We start from the raw sequence: 17,745 nt of genomic DNA, 5'->3' as shown, positions 1-17,745 counted from the left end.
TCAAAGAAAAAACAGCATTCCAGGCGCGATCCCAGACTGCCATCCCGGACATGCACAGGCTGATGGCAACTGCACAGCAATCGCTTGGCCCGAAGCTGGTCAGACGCAAGACCAAATGAACGACTTAAAAAAAACAGGGAGACATCCGTGAAACATCCTAATCTTCGTAAAACGCTGCTTGGTCTTATGACCGGCGCAACCATTCTTGCCGGTGCCGGTATCGCGCATGCGGCCGACATCACCCTTAAAGTCAGCCACTATCTGCCGCCAAGTCATGGTTTCCAGAAGGACTTCCTTGAAAGCTGGGGACAGCAACTGTCGGAAAAAACCGGCGGCAAAGTCGAAGTCGAGATCTATGACGCCACGTCGGCCTTTGGCAAAATCGACCGTCAGGCCGATCAGGTACGCGCGGGCGTTATGGATATGGCCGTGGGCCTGAATGGCATTCCGCGTGACCGTTATCCGGCTGCCTCGGTGATTGAACTGCCGTTTCTGGTGAAATATGCCGATTCCGGGTCGGAAACCCTGTGGCAGCTTTACAAGGAAGGCCTTCTTGGCAGTGACTATCAGGACTTCAAGGTCCTTGGCCTGTTTACCCATCCGGGTGGACTGATCCACACCCTTGATACACCGGTCAGATCGCTTGACGACCTCAAGGGCCTGCGTCTTCGCACACCAAGCCCGGCGATTTCAGCAATGCTGGAATCCTTTGGGGCATCCCCGGTCGGACTGCCGCCCTCGGCAATTTACGAAAACCTTGAAAAAGGCAATATCGAAGGTCTGGTTGCCACCTGGGATCTGGTCAATGCGGTCAAGGCCAATGAACTTTTGAAATATCACACCGATGCCGCGGCCTATACCGCCGGCTTCTATTTCGTCATGAATCAGAAAAAATATGACAGCCTGCCCGACGACGTGCGGGCCGCAATTGACGAAATTTCTGGCGATGTCCTTGTCGGGAAATTCGGCGACTGGTGGGACAAATGGGAAGCCGTTGGCAAGGCTGATGCGGAAAAACACGGCAATGAAATCATCACGATTGATGACGCCACCCGTGCGGAATGGCAGGAAGCATCCCAGCCGATGATCAAGGAATACCTTGCCAGCCTGAAGGAAAAGGGCGTCTCGGACCCCGAGGCCGTCTATCAGCGTGCGCAGGAACTTATCGCGGAATTTGATGCCAAATATCACGCTGGCGACAAATGACCCAGCCGACTGAAAACTTCGGTGGATCGCGGCTTTATGCCGCGGTTCACCGCACTGACCGCTTTATGAACAGACTGACCGACATTCTGGCTTTTGTCGGTATGGCCGCCCTGATCGGTGCGATTGCCATTGTGGTTATCGATATCATCTGGCGCCGCATTGGCGGCCAATCGATGGTGGGCGCGGTTGACCTGACCCAGTTTTGTGTCATGGCGGCGGCATCCTGGGCGATCCCCTATGCGTTTAGCGCCCATGCCCACGTCACGGTCGACCTGGTCGGCAAGAACCATCTTCGCTTCCTGTTTCGCATCATCGACACCCTAATCCCGCTTCTGTGTGCCGGGTTGATGGCGTTCCTGTTTTATCTGTCATGGGGACGGGCGATGGAACAATGGAGCTATGGCGACGTGTCGCAGAACCTTGAGATTCCGATGATCCTGTTCTGGGGCTTCCTTCTCAGCGGCATGGCGATATCGACACTGGTCTGTCTTGTCCATTTTCTGAAAATGCTTTTAACGAACGAGAATAACTGATGGCGACGGAATGGGCGGGATTGATCGGGTTTGCTGCAGCACTGGCACTGGCCCTGTTGCGCGTACCGGTTGCTGTCGCGATGGCGGTGGTTGGTATTATCGGAACGCTGCTTTTGACCGACTGGATGTCGGCAAGCTATGTCATGGCAAGCCTGCCGTTTGAGGCGATCTTCCCCTATGGCCTTTCGGTGGTGCCACTGTTCATTTTCATGGGCGTGTTCGCATCGCACTCCGGCCTTTCAAGCAACCTGTTTCGCGGTATCACGGCCTTTTCCGGCCATCGTCCAGGCGGACTTGCCGCATCAAGCATCGGGGCCAGTGCGGTGTTTGGGGCGATTTGCGGATCGTCGCTTGCGACCTGTGCGACCATGGGGCGCGTGGCGCTGCCTGAAATGCGTCAACGCGGCTATGCCAAAAGTCTTGCCGGGGCATCGATTGCGGCGGGCGGCACACTGGGCGTTCTCATTCCGCCATCGATCCTGCTGGTGATTTACGCGCTGATGACCGAACAGTCGATTGGCGCGCTGTTTGCCGGTGCGATGATCCCGGGTCTTTTGGCGACGGTTCTTTATATCGCCTCCATCCGTATTCAGGTGATGCGCGATCCATCGCTTGCGCCGGTCAGCACCTATGTGCCCTGGTCGCAACGGTGGGGCGCATTGCTGCAAATGTGGGATGCGGTCCTTTTGATCGCCTTGGTGATTGGCGGCATTTATGCCGGCCTGTTTTCCCCGACCGAGGCCGCGGCTGTTGGCGCGGGGGCAGCGTTGCTGTTTGCCTTTATGCGCAAACGCCTGACCTGGACTGTTTTGCGCACCGGCATTCGCGAAACCGCCGGCATGACCGGGATGATTTTCCTTATTCTGGTGGGCGCGGCACTTTTCAATTTCTTCATTGAAACCAGCGGACTGACCCAGACCTTGGTCGACTGGATCACCACACAGGGCTATTCGCCACTTGTCGTTTTGATCGCGCTTCTGGTGTTTTATGTCGTTCTCGGGTGCTTCATGGATAGCCTGTCTATGATTCTTCTGACCATGGTTCCGGCCTATGGCGTGATTACCGGCGTCGGCTATGACCCGATCTGGTTTGGTGTTGTTCTGGTATCGGTTGTTGAAATCGGCCTGATTACCCCGCCGATTGGCATGAACCTGTTTATCATTCAGGGCGTTTCACCGGACATGAAGATCACGACCCTTGCACGCGGTATCCTGCCATTTCTGGCGGCTGACTTTGTGCGGGTGATCCTGATGATTGCAATCCCGGGGCTGGTTCTGTGGTTGCCGCATTTGCTGGGATTTGGTGCCTACTAGCGACGGCAACTTGATTTCAGCACAGCAAGCTGAAACGATCAAAACACATTGATTCCCAAACGCCACCATAAGAAATTATGGTGGCGTAACTGATTGGAAAGCACATGATCCGCCCCGCAAAACCCAGCGATGAAACTGCCATCCGCGAGTGCGCCATCTCGGCTTATCAGCAATATATTGCCGTGATCGGGCGAAAGCCGGCCCCGATGACCGCCGATTTTGCGGCACAAATCAGCGCCGGACATATTCATGTCGCGACCGATGACGACGACCGGCCTGTTGGTTTTGTTGTTTTTTACCCGGATGACGACACGACCATGATGCTTGAAAACATCGCGGTTACGCCCGCGCTAAATGGGCGTGGCATTGGCAAACGCCTGATGGCCGTCTGCGAGGACACCGCACGGCAGCAAGGGTTTTCGCGTGTCCGTCTTTATACCAATGAAAAGATGTCGGCGAATTTATCGATTTATCCGCATCTTGGTTATGTTGAAACAGACCGACGCACGGAAGACGGTTTTAAGCGCGTTTATTTTGAAAAGACGCTGTCCGCTTAGCGGCCCCAAAAGCAAAAGCCCGGATTGATGTCATCCGGGCTTTTGTAAGATCCATCGCCGATGATCATTCGGCGGCATCCACCTTCAGCACGCCACGGCGGATCTGGTCTTCTTCGATGCTCTCAAACAGGGCGCGGAAGTTGCCCTCGCCAAAGCCTTCGTCGCCTTTGCGCTGAATAAACTCAAAGAAGATCGGGCCGATCACGGTTTTCGAGAAGATCTGAAGCAAAATCTTGGTCGTGCCGCCATCAACCACACCTTCGCCATCGATCAGGATGCCGTGCTGCTTCATGCGTTCAATCGGCTCGTCATGGCCGTGCACGCGTTCATGCGATTTTTCGTAATAGGTTTCCGGGGGCCCGGGCATGAATTTCAGATCATTGGCGGCAAGCTTGTCGGTGGCGTCATAGATGCCATCGGTGCCGACCGCGATATGCTGAATGCCTTCGCCCTTGTATTTGCGCAGGTATTCTTCGATCTGGCTTTTGTCATCAGTCGATTCATTAAGCGGAATGCGGATCTTGCCACAGGGGGACGTGATCGCGCGGCTGACCAGACCAGTGATTTTACCGGCAATGTCAAAGAAGTGGATTTGCTTGAAACCAAACAGATCGCGATAGAAGTCCCACCATTTATCCATATTGCCGCGATAGACGTTATGGGTCAGGTGATCAAGGTAATAGAAACCAACCCCTTCGGGTTTCGGATCGCGTTCGCCCAGCCAGTCAAATTCCGCGTCATAGGCCGAACCGGTTTCACCATATTTATCGACGAAATACAGCAACGACCCGCCAATGCCGACGATGGCCGGGACATCAAGCGTCTTGTCATCCCCGGTGTAGGGCTCTGCCCCCTTTGACACCGCATGATCAAAGGCATGCTTGGCATCCACCACGCGCCATGCCATGGACGGTGCGCAGGGGCCGTGCTTTTCAACGAATTTCATGCCATGCGATGATGGCTCCGCATTGAGGATGTAGTTGATATCGCCCTGACGCCAGACAGTGATGTTTTTGGTCTTGTGCTTGGCAACCGGGCTGTATCCCATGCGGGCAAACAGGGTTTCCAGTTTGTCGGCGTCTTCATGGGCGAATTCAACGAACTCGAACCCGTCGGTTCCGGCCGGGTTTTCATCGCTAATGGTTGCGCGCGGGGCATCATGCGGGAACGGACCCATCGGAAGTCTCCTTTGATTGGAACATTCGAATGATTGGAATTATTCGAATTCTTGTTATGTCCCAATCGTGCGCCAAACCGCGTGCAACGTGCGTGCATTTACGCTTGCTTTTCGGAATTCTTTGCATACATCATGCATTAAACAATCATTTGGCGCGTGAAACATGCAACTGGACCGACTGGACCTTAAACTGCTGGCGGAACTGCAAAAGGATGGCCGTCTGACAAACAATGATTTGTCAGAACGCATCGGCCTTTCGGCGTCACAATGTTCACGCCGCCGTGCCCGCCTTGAAGACGACAAGGTCATTCGCGGATACCGTGCCGATATTGACCGGCAAAAGATGGGCATGGGGTTGCTGGTGGTGATTTCGGTGACACTTGCCACCCATAACCGCGACAATGCCAAACGGTTTGCCAGACTGTTGGCCGATCTGCCCGAAGTGTTGGAGGCGTTTTCGCTGACCGGGGAGATGGATTACCACCTTAAGGTCGCAACCAAGGATCTGGCAGCACTTTCGCATTTCGTCAATGAGGTGCTGTTGCCCCATGACTCGGTCCAGCATGTGAAGACATCGATTGTGCTGAATGTGCTGAAGGATTTCGAGGGGCTTGCCGTCGATCCGGATCTTTAAGCCATAAAAAGGGAAAAGGCCGCGCCCCGAAGGCACGGCCTTACCTGTCCCGAAACTCCCCTTACAAAAAAGTTTCGGTGACGCCCCCCTGTCTTTAGATGGCAAGGTACTGGTCGCGCAGTTCCTCGTTATCGAGAACAGCCTGCGCGGTCCCGTCAAAGACGATCTCGCCGCTATCCATGATAATCGCGCGGTCGGCCAGTTTAAGGGCTGCAATTGCATTCTGCTCGACAATAATCGTCGTAATGCCGAGCTTCTTGACGTTTTGCAGGGTCTTTTCAATTTCCTGAACAATGACCGGCGCCAGGCCTTCATAGGGTTCATCGAGCAGCAAAAGCTTGATGTCACGGGCAAGTGCACGCCCGATCGCCAGCATCTGTTGTTCGCCACCGGAAAGCGTGATGGCTTCCTGTTCCGCCCTTTCACCAAGACGCGGGAACAGTTCATAGATGCGCTGGATCGACCAGCCATGCGGCTCGGCAATCTGGGCCAGTTCAAGGTTTTGCTGAACCGTCATGCCCGGAATGATGCGCCGATCTTCGGGCACAAGTTGCAGACCCAGACGGGCGGCCTGCCATGCCTTCATTTCGTGCAACGGCTGGTGATCAAGCCAGATTTCACCGTGTTTGAGTTCCGGGTCGCCCATGCGCGCAAGCGTGCGGAGTGTGGACGTCTTGCCCGCCCCGTTACGACCGAGAAGGGCCAGAATTTCGCCCTCGCGGACATCAAAGGACAGCCCCTGAACGATATAGCTTTCGCCGTAATAGGCATGGATGTCATAGACCGAGAAAAACGCCGGATCTCCACCCTGTTTACGGACGGGTTCCTGTTTTGGCAAAGCGTTCATACCGTTTCCCCTCCGAGATAGGCTTCCTTGACCCGTGGGTCGTTACGTACTTCTTCCGGCGTGCCTTCACAAATGATGGCACCCTGGGCCAAGACGCTGATGCGATCGGCCAGACTGAAGACAACATGCATGTCGTGTTCAATGATCACCTTGGTCATGCCGCGTTCCTTGATCCGTTTGAGCAGATCAATCGTGCGGTTGGTGTCATGGCGCGACATGCCAGCTGTCGGTTCATCCAGCAGGAACAGTTTCGGCTGTTGCCCAAGGCACATGGCAAGTTCAAGACGACGTTTGTCACCACGCGACATCGAACCGGCAAGATGATCCTTGTGCTGAAGCAAGCCGACATCTTCAAGAAGGTGTTCGGCATGTTCGCGGACTTCTTTTTCCGCAAACAGGCTGCTGAGGAAGTTCATCTTGAAAATGCCTTCGCGCTTGGCAAAGGCCGGAACCATCACGTTTTGCAAAAGCGACAGTTCCGGAAAGATTTCCGGCGTCTGGAAAACACGCGCGACACCAAGCTGATTGATCTCGTGCGGTTCCTTGCCGGTCAGAACCTGATCGCCAAGCAACACACGACCGCGGCTTGGTGCCAGACGTCCGACAATCACGTTCAGCAATGTCGATTTGCCAGCCCCGTTTGGCCCGATGATCGCGTGCACGGTGCCTTCCTTGACCCGAAGGTTGATATCGGAAAGCGCCTGCAGACCGCCAAAGTTCTTGTCGACGTCGGTGACGTCAAGAATGTATTCGGACATGGATCAGACCTCCCCCGCCGATGTTTGTTCTTTTTCTTTGGTTTCGTGGGCTTCGGACTTCGGCTCGGCCTTGTCACGTTTGGTAACCAGGCGCGTCAGGCGCGTGATACCTTCCATGATGCCACCGGGCAGGAAGATCACGATCAGCATGAAGACAAGACCAAGGGTCAGGTGCCAGCCTTCGCCGACAAATAGGCCGACCACGGATGCCACCGGATGGGCCAGCCAATCGGGCAGGAAGGAGAACGCATTCAGCAGCACGTCATCGTTAAAGGCCGAGAAGATGTTCTCGAAATACTTGATGATACCAGCGCCCAGAAGCGGACCAATCAGGGTCCCGACACCACCAAGGATGGTGATCAGAACGACCTCGCCCGATGCGGTCCATTGCATGCGCTCGGCCCCGGCCAGCGGATCGGTGACCGCCAGAAGCGAACCGGCAAGACCGGCATACATGCCCGAGATGACAAAGGCGGTCATCAGGTACGGACGGGTGCTGAACCCGGTATAGCCCATGCGGTTCTGGTTCGACTTGATCGCACGCAGCTTAAGCCCGAACGGTGAGCGGAAGATGCGCAGATATATGAAGAACGATATCAGCATCAGGGCGGCACAGATATAGAAGCCGGAATAACCGATCCCCTCGATCCCGAATAGGTTCGGGGTCGGCAGCGATCCGTCGGCAACGATGCCTGACATGTGATCAAGAATGCGCGGATCGGACTGTGCAAGTTGCAGACCGGTTTCACCATTGGTGATCGGGGTCAGAACCGAATAGGCAAGGTTATAGGACATCTGTGCAAAGGCCAGTGTCAGGATCGAGAAATAAATCCCCGAACGACGCAAGGACACAAAGCCGATCGCGAGCGCAAACAGCCCCGACAGCACCGTGCCAAAGATCATGGCCGGAATAACGTTCATTGACAGCAGCTTGAACGACCAGACGGCGGTATAGGACCCCACACCCAGGAAGGCTGCGTGACCAAAGGACAGATAGCCAGTCAGACCAAACAGGATGTTATAGCCGATGGCAAAGATGCCAAAGATCATGAACTTCTGCATCAGGTCAGGATAGGCCGCCCCGAAGGGTTGCAACCAAATCGGCATGGTCAGAACCACGACCGTCAGGATGGCCATAAAGATCATATCTTTCTTGGGCGAGACGATTTTTGTATTTGACATTATTAGCTCTCCATCACGCCCCGGCGTCCCAGCAGACCACGCGGACGGGTCAGCAGAATGACGACGGCAACAAGGTAGATGATGATCTGGTCAATGCCCGGGAAGATGTCTTTTACCTCGGTCATGGACGAGAAGGACTGCAAGATCCCCAGCAGGAAGCCAGCGGCCACCGCACCGGGCAAGGAGCCCATGCCACCCACAACAACCACGACAAATGACAGCACCAGGAAGTCCATACCCAGATGGTAATCCGGGGGCAGAACCGGCGTGTACATCACGCCTGCCAGACCCGCGACCACTGCCGCGATGCCAAACACAATCGTAAAGCGACGTTCAATATTGATGCCCAGAAGTTCGACCGTTTCGCGGTCGGCCATCCCGGCGCGCACCACCATCCCGTAGGTGGTGAAATGCAGGAACGAGAACACAAGACCAATGGTGATCAGCGAGAACGCCAGATAAATCAGACGCCACCAAGGATAAACCACCGCTTCGCCCAGACCAAAGATCGCACCAACGGCGGCAGATCCGGAAACGATATCCGGTGCGCCCTGCGGGATCGGGTTTGCGCCAAAGGCGGCCTTGACCAGTTCCTGAAGCACGATGGCCAGACCAAAAGTCACAAGAATCTGTTCGGCGTGAGGACGCTTGTAGAAATGCCGGATGAGGGAGCGTTCCATGACAATGCCAATGAGCAACATCACCGGTATCGCCAGAATGATCGACAGCGGTACAGACCAGTCAATGATTGCCGTGCCGGTATCGCCAAACCACAGTTCGAGGTAGGGCGTTTCCTTGTAGGCGTCAAAGAAGGTGACCGACTCATCCTTGACCTTGACCGAAAGGGTCAAAAGTTTTTCGAGAGTTACCGCGCAAAATGCGCCCATCATGAAGATGGCACCATGCGCGAAGTTCACCACGCCAAGCGTGCCGAACACCAGGGTCAGGCCAAGCGCAATCAGTGCATAGGCACCGCCCTTGTCCAGACCATTCAGGATTTGAAGAAATATAGCGTCCATCAGATATCCGCCGCGTATTCGTAAGGGACTTAATCAAAAGTCGTACAGGCCGAGGCCAGAGGGCAAACGGGCCGACCATTGGGAGATGGCCGGCCCTGCTTGCATCAATTTGGGTGCATCAGACTTGATACGGACCCAGTTCACCGCCGAACATGTCGGCCGGATACTCGACCTGTGCACGCGGCACTTCCTTGACGACTTCAAGAAGGTCGAAGTTGGACTGCGGGTTTTCTTTACCACGCACAACCAGAACATCCTTGAAGCACTGATGGTCTTCTGCACGGTACAAGGTCGGGCCATTGCCGGCGCCATCGAACTCGAAGCCTTCGAGCTGTTTGATGACTTCCCAAGGTGCGAACGTACCGGCCATTTCGCAGGCGTTTGCATAAAGCAGCGTCTGGACGTAGCAGGTATGTGCAGCCTGGGACGGCGGGAAGCCGTATTCCTGACCGAACGATTTCACGAAGGCCTGCGAACCGGCATCCTGAAGCGACCAGTGCCAGTTGGTGGTCCCAAGGATACCCTTGGCTGCATCGCCAGCACCCTGTGCCATCAGGCGGGAATACAGCGGAACAACGATTTCGAAGTTCTTGCCATTCACCTGTTTGTCACGCAGACCGAACTGAACGGCCTGGGTCAGGGAGTTGACCATGTCCTTACCGTAGTGGTTCAGGATCAGGACATCTGCGCCAGAGTTCAGAACCGGGGTGATGTACTGGGAGAAGTCACCCGCACCCACCGGGGTACGAACGGTGTTCACAGTTTCCCAACCGATATTTTCGGTCGCGGCCTTGATCGATTCTTCCTGGGTCCAGCCCCAGGTGTAATCGGCCGTCAGGTGATAGGCGCGGCGTTCTGCGCCATACTCGTCGAGCAAAACCGGCGCGATCGCCTGACCGGACATGTAAGCGTTGAAGAAGTGGCGGAAGCCATAACGCTTTTTGTCTTTACCGGTGGTGTCGTTCGAGTGGGTCAGACCCGCCATGAAGATGACGCCCATTTCCTGGCAAAGACCCTGCACGGCAACAGCCACACCAGAGGACGAACCACCGGTGATCATTGCCACATTGTCTTTTTCAATCATACGCTTGGCAGAAGCACGCGCAGCATCGGACTTGGTCTGGGTATCACCGGTCACGAACTCGACTTTCTTGCCGAGGATGCCGTTACCCTTGAGCTCAAGCGGCTTGATGGTATTGAGCATACCGCCATCGCCTTCGCCATTAAGGTGCTTGACCGCAAGCTGATAGGCACGCAATTCGTCAGCACCCTCATCGGCATACGGGCCGGTCTGTGGCACGTTGAAACCGAGTTTGACGCTGGCAGCACTGCCCGGATCACCCCGGAAGGTCTGGGCATGCGCGTTCTTGATGAAATGCATCGGGAAAGTGCCGCCGATGAGGGCTGCACCCGTGGTTGCCGCGGATCCCTTCAGGATCGTACGACGAGATACATTTCCGATAAGCTTAGTCTCCGACATGGTTTTCCTCCCCAATGTCTTGGGATCTGTTTCAGAGAAATCTGAGGCCTGTTTTTGGTTCGTTTTTTTATCGACCTGACAAAACAATGAGGATCATCTGAAAATGAATCAACACCTAGTTGATATAAAAGAACTTTTTTGTAAATATATAGATGAGCTTTGTGAAAATTAGTAAATTCTGTCAACAGGTAAGACTTTAGTATGGCGCGTCAGGCCCCCATCGGACACCGCATTCGCGGACGGCGAAAAGACATCGGGATGACCCAGAATGCCCTGGCGAAGGCTGCGGGTATCTCGGCGTCCTACCTTAATCTGATTGAACATAACCGCCGCTCGATCGGCGGTGGATTGTTGATGCGGATTGCCGAGGCACTGGAAATTCATCCTCACAGCCTGTCAGGCTCCGAGGAAAGCCGGTTGCTTTCGGATCTGGCCGAAGTTGCTTCCGACCCGGTCTTTCGCACCACCCCGGTCGAAAGCCGCGAATTCCCCGCCATGATTGCGGCCTCACCGGGCATGATCACAGCGTTCTTGTCGCTATATCGCGCCTATCGCAGTGGTCTTGATGATATTGACGCGCTGTCCGAACGGCTCAGCCATGACCCGTTCCTGACCGAGGCCAGCCATTCGATCCTGACCCGGATTACCTCGATCCGCACAGTGGCCGAGATTTTCGATGATTATGATGATCTGTCACGTGACCAGCGCGCACGCTTTAACGCGACACTGGTGCGCGAATCCCAGCGCCTGGCAGAATCGGCGACCGAAATTTTCAACTTTCTCGAACGCGGCGAGGCTGGCCGCCCGGCCGCCAGCCCGGCCGAGGAAGTTGATGATCTGCTATATGACAATGCCAACCACTTCCCCGCCCTTGAAGACCACGCCAACACGATGCGCCCGGTGATTGATCCTGATGGCGGGCTCTATCTGACCGATCTGATCAATTATCTGGAAGACACCCACAACACCCGGATCGAACGCCGCCCGTCCGAGGACTTCCTGACAAGCGGTTATCAGTGGGATGCCAAGAACAATACCCTGCGCATTTCACGTGCGCTTCCGATCACCTCTGCGCGCTTTCAGGCAGCGCGCACAATTTGCCGACTTGAAGCCGCCGACCCGATCAATGAGATATTGGATCGCGCCCAGATTGGCAGCAAAGCCGGACGGGTTCGCGCAACCGAGGCATTGATATCCTATACCGCCGCCGCACTGCTGTTTCCCTATGACCTGTTTTTGGATGACGCACGCAGCATGCGCCATGACATCGAACTTTTGCAGCAACGCTACGCGGCAAGCTGGGAGCAAATCTGCCATCGCCTGACAACGCTGCGCCGCCCAGGCGCCGAGGGCATTCCGTTCCACTTGGTGCGCACCGACATCGCCGGAAACATTTCCAAACGGTTCTCGGCATCGGGTCTGCAATTGCCACGTTACGGCGGGGCCTGCCCGCGCTGGGTGGTGCACGAAGCCTATACCGCGCCCGAACGCGTCATCCCGCAATTTGTCCGCCTGCCCGATGGCAGTGAATTTCTGTTTGTTGCACGCGCCTTGCGGTCCGGGGCCGGGGGATATGGCGTTCCGCGCTCGGTTCATTCGGTGATGATCGGTTGCGACACGGCCTTTTCAAATGATGTGGTTTATGGCGACCGATTGTCGCTTGATCGTCCTGAGTCGGCGGTGCCGGTCGGGATTTCATGTCGCCAGTGCCCGCGCGATGATTGCGCACAACGCGCCTATGAAATGGCCGATGGCACGCCAAAAACCGCCAAAAAATGATCCGATGAGAGCTTTCAAGCAACGTCTTATGTATACCACCCCAAAGTAGCATTATCATTCAGCCCGTAAGTCGTTAGGATTGGGAATATAAAAATCCAAAAAATCGGGGAGAACGTCCTTGAATGAGAGACCAAAGGTCTTGATTGCCGAAGACGAGGAAACCATTGTCGAATCACTCAGCTTTCTGATGGAAAAGGAAGGCTATGACGTCAGTGTTGCAACGGATGGCCGTACGGCGATTTCGATGATTGCGCGCGATATTCCGGACATGGTTTTACTTGATGTCATGATGCCCGTTTGCGACGGGTTTGAAGTCGTGCGCGCAGCGCGTAACGATCCCAACACCCGACAAATGCCCATCATGATGCTGACTGCCAAAACCCGCGAAGTGGATCGCCGCAAGGGGCTTGAACTTGGCGTGGACGACTTTGTCACCAAGCCGTTTTCCACACGCGATGTCGTGTCCCGGGTCAAAGCCCTGCTGGAACGTGCGGAAAACTGACACGCGCGTTTGCGTTCCCCATCAATGCGCAGGAGGCCTCCATCACACCACCACGCAAACTTACCGAACGCGCACTTGTTCTGATGCTGGTGGCGCTGTTTATCTGGCTGCCGCCGATTGTGGGGATGTTTTCGCTTGATGGCACGATCCTTGGCCTGCCGATCCTGTTTGTCTATTTCTTTGCCGGATGGGCCATCCTGATTGCGCTGTGCGCGGTTCTGACACGTGCGCTGCGCAGTGCCGCCCAGATCGAGAGGAAATAGCCCATGCTATCCTCGGAACTGGTTATCCTTGTTTCGCTGATTTATGTCGGCCTGCTTTATTCGATTGCATGGTGGGGCGACAAGCGTGCGCGTGATGGTCATTCCTGGGTCCGCAACCCGACGGTCTATACCTTATCCATCGCGGTATATTGCACGTCATGGACGTTTTATGGCGCGGTCGGAACAGCTGCGCGCAACGGACTTGAGTATCTGACGATTTACCTTGGCCCGACCGTGATCTTTCTGGGCTGGTGGTTTTTGCTGCGCAAGATGCTGCGCATTTCCAAGGCCCATCGCATTACCTCGATTGCCGACTTTATCTCGTCACGCTATGGCAAAAGCACCCAGCTTTCGGTCCTTGTGACCCTGATCGCGGTGATCGGCACCACGCCCTATATCGCGCTTCAGCTCAAGGCGATTGCCACCAGCTACACCGTGCTGACCGGCTGGGAATTTGGCATGGTCGAACCGGTCCGCGAAACGGTCAGCATCTTTTCCGATAGCGGCTTTTGGGCCGCCGTTGGCCTGACGCTGTTTGGCATTCTGTTTGGCACGCGCTTCATTGATGCTGATGAACATCACGAAGGCATGGTGGCCGCAATCGCCTTTGAAAGTCTGGTCAAGCTGTTTGCTCTTCTGGCCGTTGGCTTCTTTGTCTCGTTTGTCATGTATGACGGGCTTGGCGACCTGTTTGCCCAATCAGCCGAAAACGCCGACACGGCAAAGCTTCTGATGCTGCCCGAAGGGGGCAGTTCGCGCTGGCTCACGCTTATGATGCTGTCGATGGCGGCCATCCTATGCCTGCCGCGCCAGTTTCAGGTGATCATTGTTGAAAATGTTGATGAACGTCACCTTGCCACCGCAAGCTGGGCCTTCCCGCTTTATCTTCTTGCGATGAACCTGTTTGTTCTGCCGATTGCACTGGCCGGGCTTGGCGCCCTTCCGGTCTGGTCGGACCCGGACTTCTTTGTGATTTCCGTGCCGCTGTTTGAAGACCAATCGATGCTGGCGTTACTCGCCTATGTCGGCGGCCTGTCGGCCAGTACCAGCATGGTGATTGTTGCGACCATCGCGCTTTCGACCATGGTTTGTAACGACCTGATCGTCCCCGCACTCTTGCGCATTCGCCCGCTGCGCCTGACTGAACGTGATGATCTGACCGGGCTTCTGATCTTTATCCGGCGTGCCTCCATCGTCGTCGTGGTGTTTATGGGCTTTGCCTATTACCGGTCTGCCGGAGCCAGTGATGCGCTGGCCGAAATCGGGCTGATTTCCTTTGCCGCCATTGCCCAGTTCATTCCGATCATGATTGGCGGGCTTTACTGGAAAGGTGGCACACGCACCGGCGCGCAGGTGGCACTGACCCTCGGCTTTGCCGTTTGGGGCTATACCCTTTTGCTGCCATCGCTTGCCGATAGCGGCTGGATGGATCCGTCGCTTATTCTCAATGGCGCGTTTGGTCATCCGTGGTTGCGCCCCGAAAGCCTGTTTGGTCTGACGGATTTTGCACCCCTGACCCATGCGCTGATCTGGTCGATTTCACTCAATACAGCGGCCTATGTTCTGATCAGTCTGTTTACCGAACCAAGCGCACTTGAACGCATTCAGGCCACCCTGTTTGTCGATGCCTTTTCCCGCAAGGGGCAGGACACCGTGATCTGGCGGTCATCGGCCTCGGCCAATGATCTTTATGAACTGGTCGAACGGTTTTTGGGCCGGGATCGCGCCTATCAGTCGTTCCGCCAGTTTGATCAAAGCATCGATCCATCCTGGCGGGGCAAGGGTGAAGCCGATGCCGATATGATTGCCTTTACCGAACGACTTCTGGCGGGCTCCATCGGGGCGGCATCGGCCCGTGTGATGGTGTCATCTGTTGCCAAGGGCGAGATGGTCAGCCTTGATGAAGTGCTTGAGATCCTCGAAGAAACCTCTCACGTTATCGAATATTCCCAGCGCCTTGAAACCAAGTCGCGCGAACTTGAAAAAGCCGCTGCCGAACTGCGTGCCGCCAACGAACGGCTCAAGGAACTGGACCGGCTTAAGGATGAATTCCTGACCATGGTCAGCCATGAATTCAGAACGCCGCTGACCTCGATCCGCTCATTTTCGGAAATTCTGGTCGACTCCCCGAACCTCGACCCGAAACAAGCCGATCACTTCCTTGAAATCATTGTCCGCGAAAGCGAACGCCTGACCCGCCTGATTGACGATCATCTTGACCTTGCCCGTCTTGAAGCCGGTCATTCCGACTGGCGCGCGGTCGAAGTCGATCCACGCACGGTGCTTGATGAAAGTATTGATGCGGTCAAAGGCCTGTTTGATGCCAAGGGTGTTGTTCTGACCAAGGAATATTCGCGCAATTCGGCTTTGTTGCATGTTGACCGCGACCGCCTGACGCAGGTCTTCATCAATCTGTTGTCGAACGCTGCCAAGTTCTCTGCGCCGGATCACCCCGAAGTATCGGTGCGCGGGGAAGCCATGGATGGCGGCTATCTGGTTTCGATCACCGATAACGGCAAGGGCGTTGCCCCGAACGAGCTTGAAATCATCTTTGACAAGTTTTCGCGCGGCGGCAAATACGCTGATGACAAACCCAAACCATCCGGCTCAGGTCTTGGCCTTGCGATCGCCAAGCATGTTGTCGAACATTGTCAGGGCAAGATATGGGCTGAAAGTCCCGCAGGACGCGGGGCAACCTTCCGCGTTTTCATCCCTGGCACCATCATGGAGGCCATCAAGCCCGCCAAACCGGCATCCTTTGGCAGCTAACACCCCCGAACCAATAAGGGCGCGCAAATTTGGCTTTGCGCGCCCTTTGATACTGCGATGAGTGCAATACTTATTTCATGGTGGGCATGACGAACTCAGCGCCCTTGCGAATGCCGGTCGGCCAGCGCGTGGTGATGGTTTTCAGCTTGGTATAGAACCGCACACCCTCCGGGCCATGCATGTGATGGTCGCCAAACAGCGAAGCTTTCCAGCCACCGAACGAATGGAAGGCCATCGGAACCGGGATCGGCACGTTGATGCCAACCATGCCGGTCTGGGTGCGTGCAGCAAATTCACGGGCGGTGTCGCCATCGCGGGTGAAGATCGCGGTACCATTGCCATATTCATGATCATCAACAAGGTTGGCAGCGGTCTCGAAATCATCGGTACGCACAACCGACAGAACCGGGCCAAAGATCTCTTCCTTGTAGATGCTCATATCCGGGGTGACGTCATCAAAGAGCGTACCACCAACGAAGTAACCATCTTCATAGCCCTGCAGCTTGATGTCACGGCCGTCCACCACCAGCTTGGCACCTTCTTCGACACCCTTGTTGATATAGCCGACAACCTTGTCACGGTGGGCTGCGGTCACAAGCGGGCCCATTTCGGCCGCCGGATCAATACCCGGTGCCACGCGCAGTTCATTGATGCGCGGAACCAGTTTTTCGATCAGGGTATCTGCCGTTTCCTTGCCGACCGGCACCGCAACCGAAATTGCCATGCAACGCTCGCCGGCCGATCCGTAAGCAGCGCCCATCAGGGCATCGACCGCCTGATCCATGTCGGCATCGGGCATAATGATCATGTGGTTCTTCGCCCCACCAAGGGCCTGGCAACGCTTGCCCTGCGCGGTTGCAGTTTCATAGATGTATTTGGCAATCGGGGTCGAGCCGACGAAGCTGATGGCCGAAACATCCGGATCAAACAGAAGCGCATCAACCGCTTCCTTGTCGCCCTGAACAACGTTGAACACGCCATCGGGAAGACCCGCTTCGGTCAGCCATTCGGCCAGCAGAAGCGACGCGGACGGGTCACGCTCTGACGGCTTGAGGATAAAGCAGTTACCGCAGGCAAGGGCGACCGGGAACATCCACATCGGCACCATGGCCGGGAAGTTGAACGGTGTGATACCGGCAACGATACCAAGCGGCTGACGGATGGAATGGCTATCAACCTTGGTGCCGACATTTTCGGTGAACTCGCCCTTAAGCAGCTGCGGCGCGCCGGTGGCAAACTCAACAACCTCGATCCCGCGGGTGACTTCGCCCAGCGCATCGGACAGAACCTTGCCATGCTCGGCCGTGATGGCGGCTGCCAGTTCTTCGGAACGATCTTCGAGGATGCCGAGGAACTTGTTCAAAATACGTGCACGGCGCAGCGGCGTGGTTGCGGCCCATTCGGCGGCAACGGCAGACGCGGATTCAACAGCGGCGCGGACCTCGGCCTTCGATGCCAGATCAACCGTCGCACTCTGTGCGCCAGTTGCCGGATTGAAAACCGGTACTGAGCGGCCGGAGTTACCGGCAACGCGTTTGCCGTTGATGTAATGGGTAAGTTGGGTTGCCATTGGGTTTCTCCCGATAAACCTGATGATCAGTGGGACGATCTTAATATAAGTGGGGGTCTTCCCCCTTAATATCCTGCATCCATTATGGCTATGCACAGGGATGCACATCAATTATCATTTCCGCAAATTCGATGTGCAAAAATTAAAGTCACGACA

General features: G+C 55.6%; 16 protein-coding genes. 9 read left to right on the top strand and 7 right to left on the bottom strand.

Annotated elements, in window-relative coordinates; all coding sequences use genetic code 11:
* The first annotated feature begins 147 nt into the window (after positions 1 to 147).
* From IT893_RS02405 to IT893_RS02390, 4 genes are all read left to right on the top strand, one after another.
* A complete protein-coding gene (locus IT893_RS02405; RefSeq protein ID WP_197146702.1) occupies positions 148 to 1,206 on the top strand; it encodes a TRAP transporter substrate-binding protein in 1,059 nt (352 codons plus the stop codon).
* Complete coding sequence (locus tag IT893_RS02400; protein WP_197146701.1) at positions 1,203 to 1,739, top strand: TRAP transporter small permease; 537 nt, start codon at positions 1,203 to 1,205, stop codon at positions 1,737 to 1,739. The genes IT893_RS02405 and IT893_RS02400 overlap by 4 nt, the downstream gene beginning before the upstream one ends.
* Positions 1,739 to 3,052, top strand: a complete 1,314-nt coding sequence (locus IT893_RS02395) for a TRAP transporter large permease (protein WP_197146700.1) — start codon at positions 1,739 to 1,741, stop codon at positions 3,050 to 3,052. The genes IT893_RS02400 and IT893_RS02395 overlap by 1 nt, the downstream gene beginning before the upstream one ends.
* 206 nt (positions 3,053 to 3,258) lie before the next feature.
* Positions 3,259 to 3,609 (top strand): GNAT family N-acetyltransferase, encoded by a 351-nt coding sequence (locus IT893_RS02390; RefSeq protein ID WP_197146699.1) that lies wholly within the window; start codon positions 3,259 to 3,261, stop codon positions 3,607 to 3,609.
* 64 nt (positions 3,610 to 3,673) lie between these two features.
* Here IT893_RS02390 and hppD read toward each other — a convergent pair whose 3' ends face one another.
* Positions 3,674 to 4,786 (bottom strand): 4-hydroxyphenylpyruvate dioxygenase, encoded by a 1,113-nt coding sequence (gene hppD / locus IT893_RS02385; protein WP_197146698.1) that lies wholly within the window; start codon positions 4,784 to 4,786, stop codon positions 3,674 to 3,676.
* Between the two features lie 163 nt (positions 4,787 to 4,949).
* Between hppD and IT893_RS02380 the strand changes: the two genes are divergently transcribed.
* On the top strand, positions 4,950 to 5,420 hold the full coding sequence (locus tag IT893_RS02380) for an Lrp/AsnC family transcriptional regulator (protein WP_008889980.1): 471 nt from the start codon (positions 4,950 to 4,952) through the stop codon (positions 5,418 to 5,420).
* A gap of 94 nt (positions 5,421 to 5,514) precedes the next feature.
* Here the strand turns inward: IT893_RS02380 and IT893_RS02375 are convergent, their stop codons facing one another.
* From IT893_RS02375 to IT893_RS02355, 5 genes are all read right to left on the bottom strand, one after another.
* Complete coding sequence (locus IT893_RS02375; RefSeq protein WP_008889979.1) at positions 5,515 to 6,267, bottom strand: ABC transporter ATP-binding protein; 753 nt, start codon at positions 6,265 to 6,267, stop codon at positions 5,515 to 5,517.
* On the bottom strand, positions 6,264 to 7,025 hold the full coding sequence (locus IT893_RS02370) for an ABC transporter ATP-binding protein (RefSeq protein ID WP_063089072.1): 762 nt from the start codon (positions 7,023 to 7,025) through the stop codon (positions 6,264 to 6,266). Before IT893_RS02370 ends, IT893_RS02375 begins: the two co-directional genes overlap by 4 nt.
* Positions 7,026 to 7,028: 3 nt before the next feature.
* Positions 7,029 to 8,207 carry a branched-chain amino acid ABC transporter permease gene (locus IT893_RS02365; protein WP_197146697.1) on the bottom strand — a complete coding sequence of 393 codons (1,179 nt, stop codon included), beginning with the start codon at positions 8,205 to 8,207 and terminating at the stop codon, positions 7,029 to 7,031.
* A gap of 2 nt (positions 8,208 to 8,209) precedes the next feature.
* Positions 8,210 to 9,226 (bottom strand): branched-chain amino acid ABC transporter permease, encoded by a 1,017-nt coding sequence (locus IT893_RS02360; RefSeq protein WP_008889976.1) that lies wholly within the window; start codon positions 9,224 to 9,226, stop codon positions 8,210 to 8,212.
* Between the two features lie 118 nt (positions 9,227 to 9,344).
* Positions 9,345 to 10,706: an ABC transporter substrate-binding protein gene (locus IT893_RS02355; RefSeq protein WP_197146696.1), complete on the bottom strand. Its 1,362-nt coding sequence runs from the start codon at positions 10,704 to 10,706 to the stop codon at positions 9,345 to 9,347.
* Between the two features lie 201 nt (positions 10,707 to 10,907).
* On the opposite strand from IT893_RS02355, the gene IT893_RS02350 reads away from it, so the two are divergent.
* The 4 genes from IT893_RS02350 to IT893_RS02335 all read left to right on the top strand — a co-directional run bounded on the left by IT893_RS02350 (position 10,908) and on the right by IT893_RS02335 (position 16,019).
* Entirely contained in the window at positions 10,908 to 12,485 is a 1,578-nt protein-coding gene (locus tag IT893_RS02350; RefSeq protein ID WP_197146695.1) for a helix-turn-helix domain-containing protein, read from the top strand.
* A 118-nt stretch (positions 12,486 to 12,603) separates the two neighbouring features.
* Positions 12,604 to 12,987: a response regulator transcription factor gene (locus tag IT893_RS02345; RefSeq protein ID WP_040823096.1), complete on the top strand. Its 384-nt coding sequence runs from the start codon at positions 12,604 to 12,606 to the stop codon at positions 12,985 to 12,987.
* Positions 12,988 to 13,070: 83 nt separating this feature from the next.
* Positions 13,071 to 13,250: a hypothetical protein gene (locus IT893_RS02340; protein WP_063089075.1), complete on the top strand. Its 180-nt coding sequence runs from the start codon at positions 13,071 to 13,073 to the stop codon at positions 13,248 to 13,250.
* Positions 13,251 to 13,253: 3 nt separating this feature from the next.
* Entirely contained in the window at positions 13,254 to 16,019 is a 2,766-nt protein-coding gene (locus tag IT893_RS02335) for a sensor histidine kinase (protein ID WP_197146694.1), read from the top strand.
* A gap of 70 nt (positions 16,020 to 16,089) precedes the next feature.
* On the opposite strand, the gene IT893_RS02330 is transcribed toward IT893_RS02335, so the two are convergent.
* Positions 16,090 to 17,589 (bottom strand): CoA-acylating methylmalonate-semialdehyde dehydrogenase, encoded by a 1,500-nt coding sequence (locus tag IT893_RS02330; RefSeq protein WP_064781083.1) that lies wholly within the window; start codon positions 17,587 to 17,589, stop codon positions 16,090 to 16,092.
* Positions 17,590 to 17,745: the final 156 nt, after the last annotated feature.

The organism is Thalassospira sp. A40-3, from assembly GCF_015871485.1.
GTDB lineage: Bacteria > Pseudomonadota > Alphaproteobacteria > Rhodospirillales > Thalassospiraceae > Thalassospira > Thalassospira tepidiphila.
This window is presented reverse-complemented; position numbering and strand designations above follow the sequence as displayed.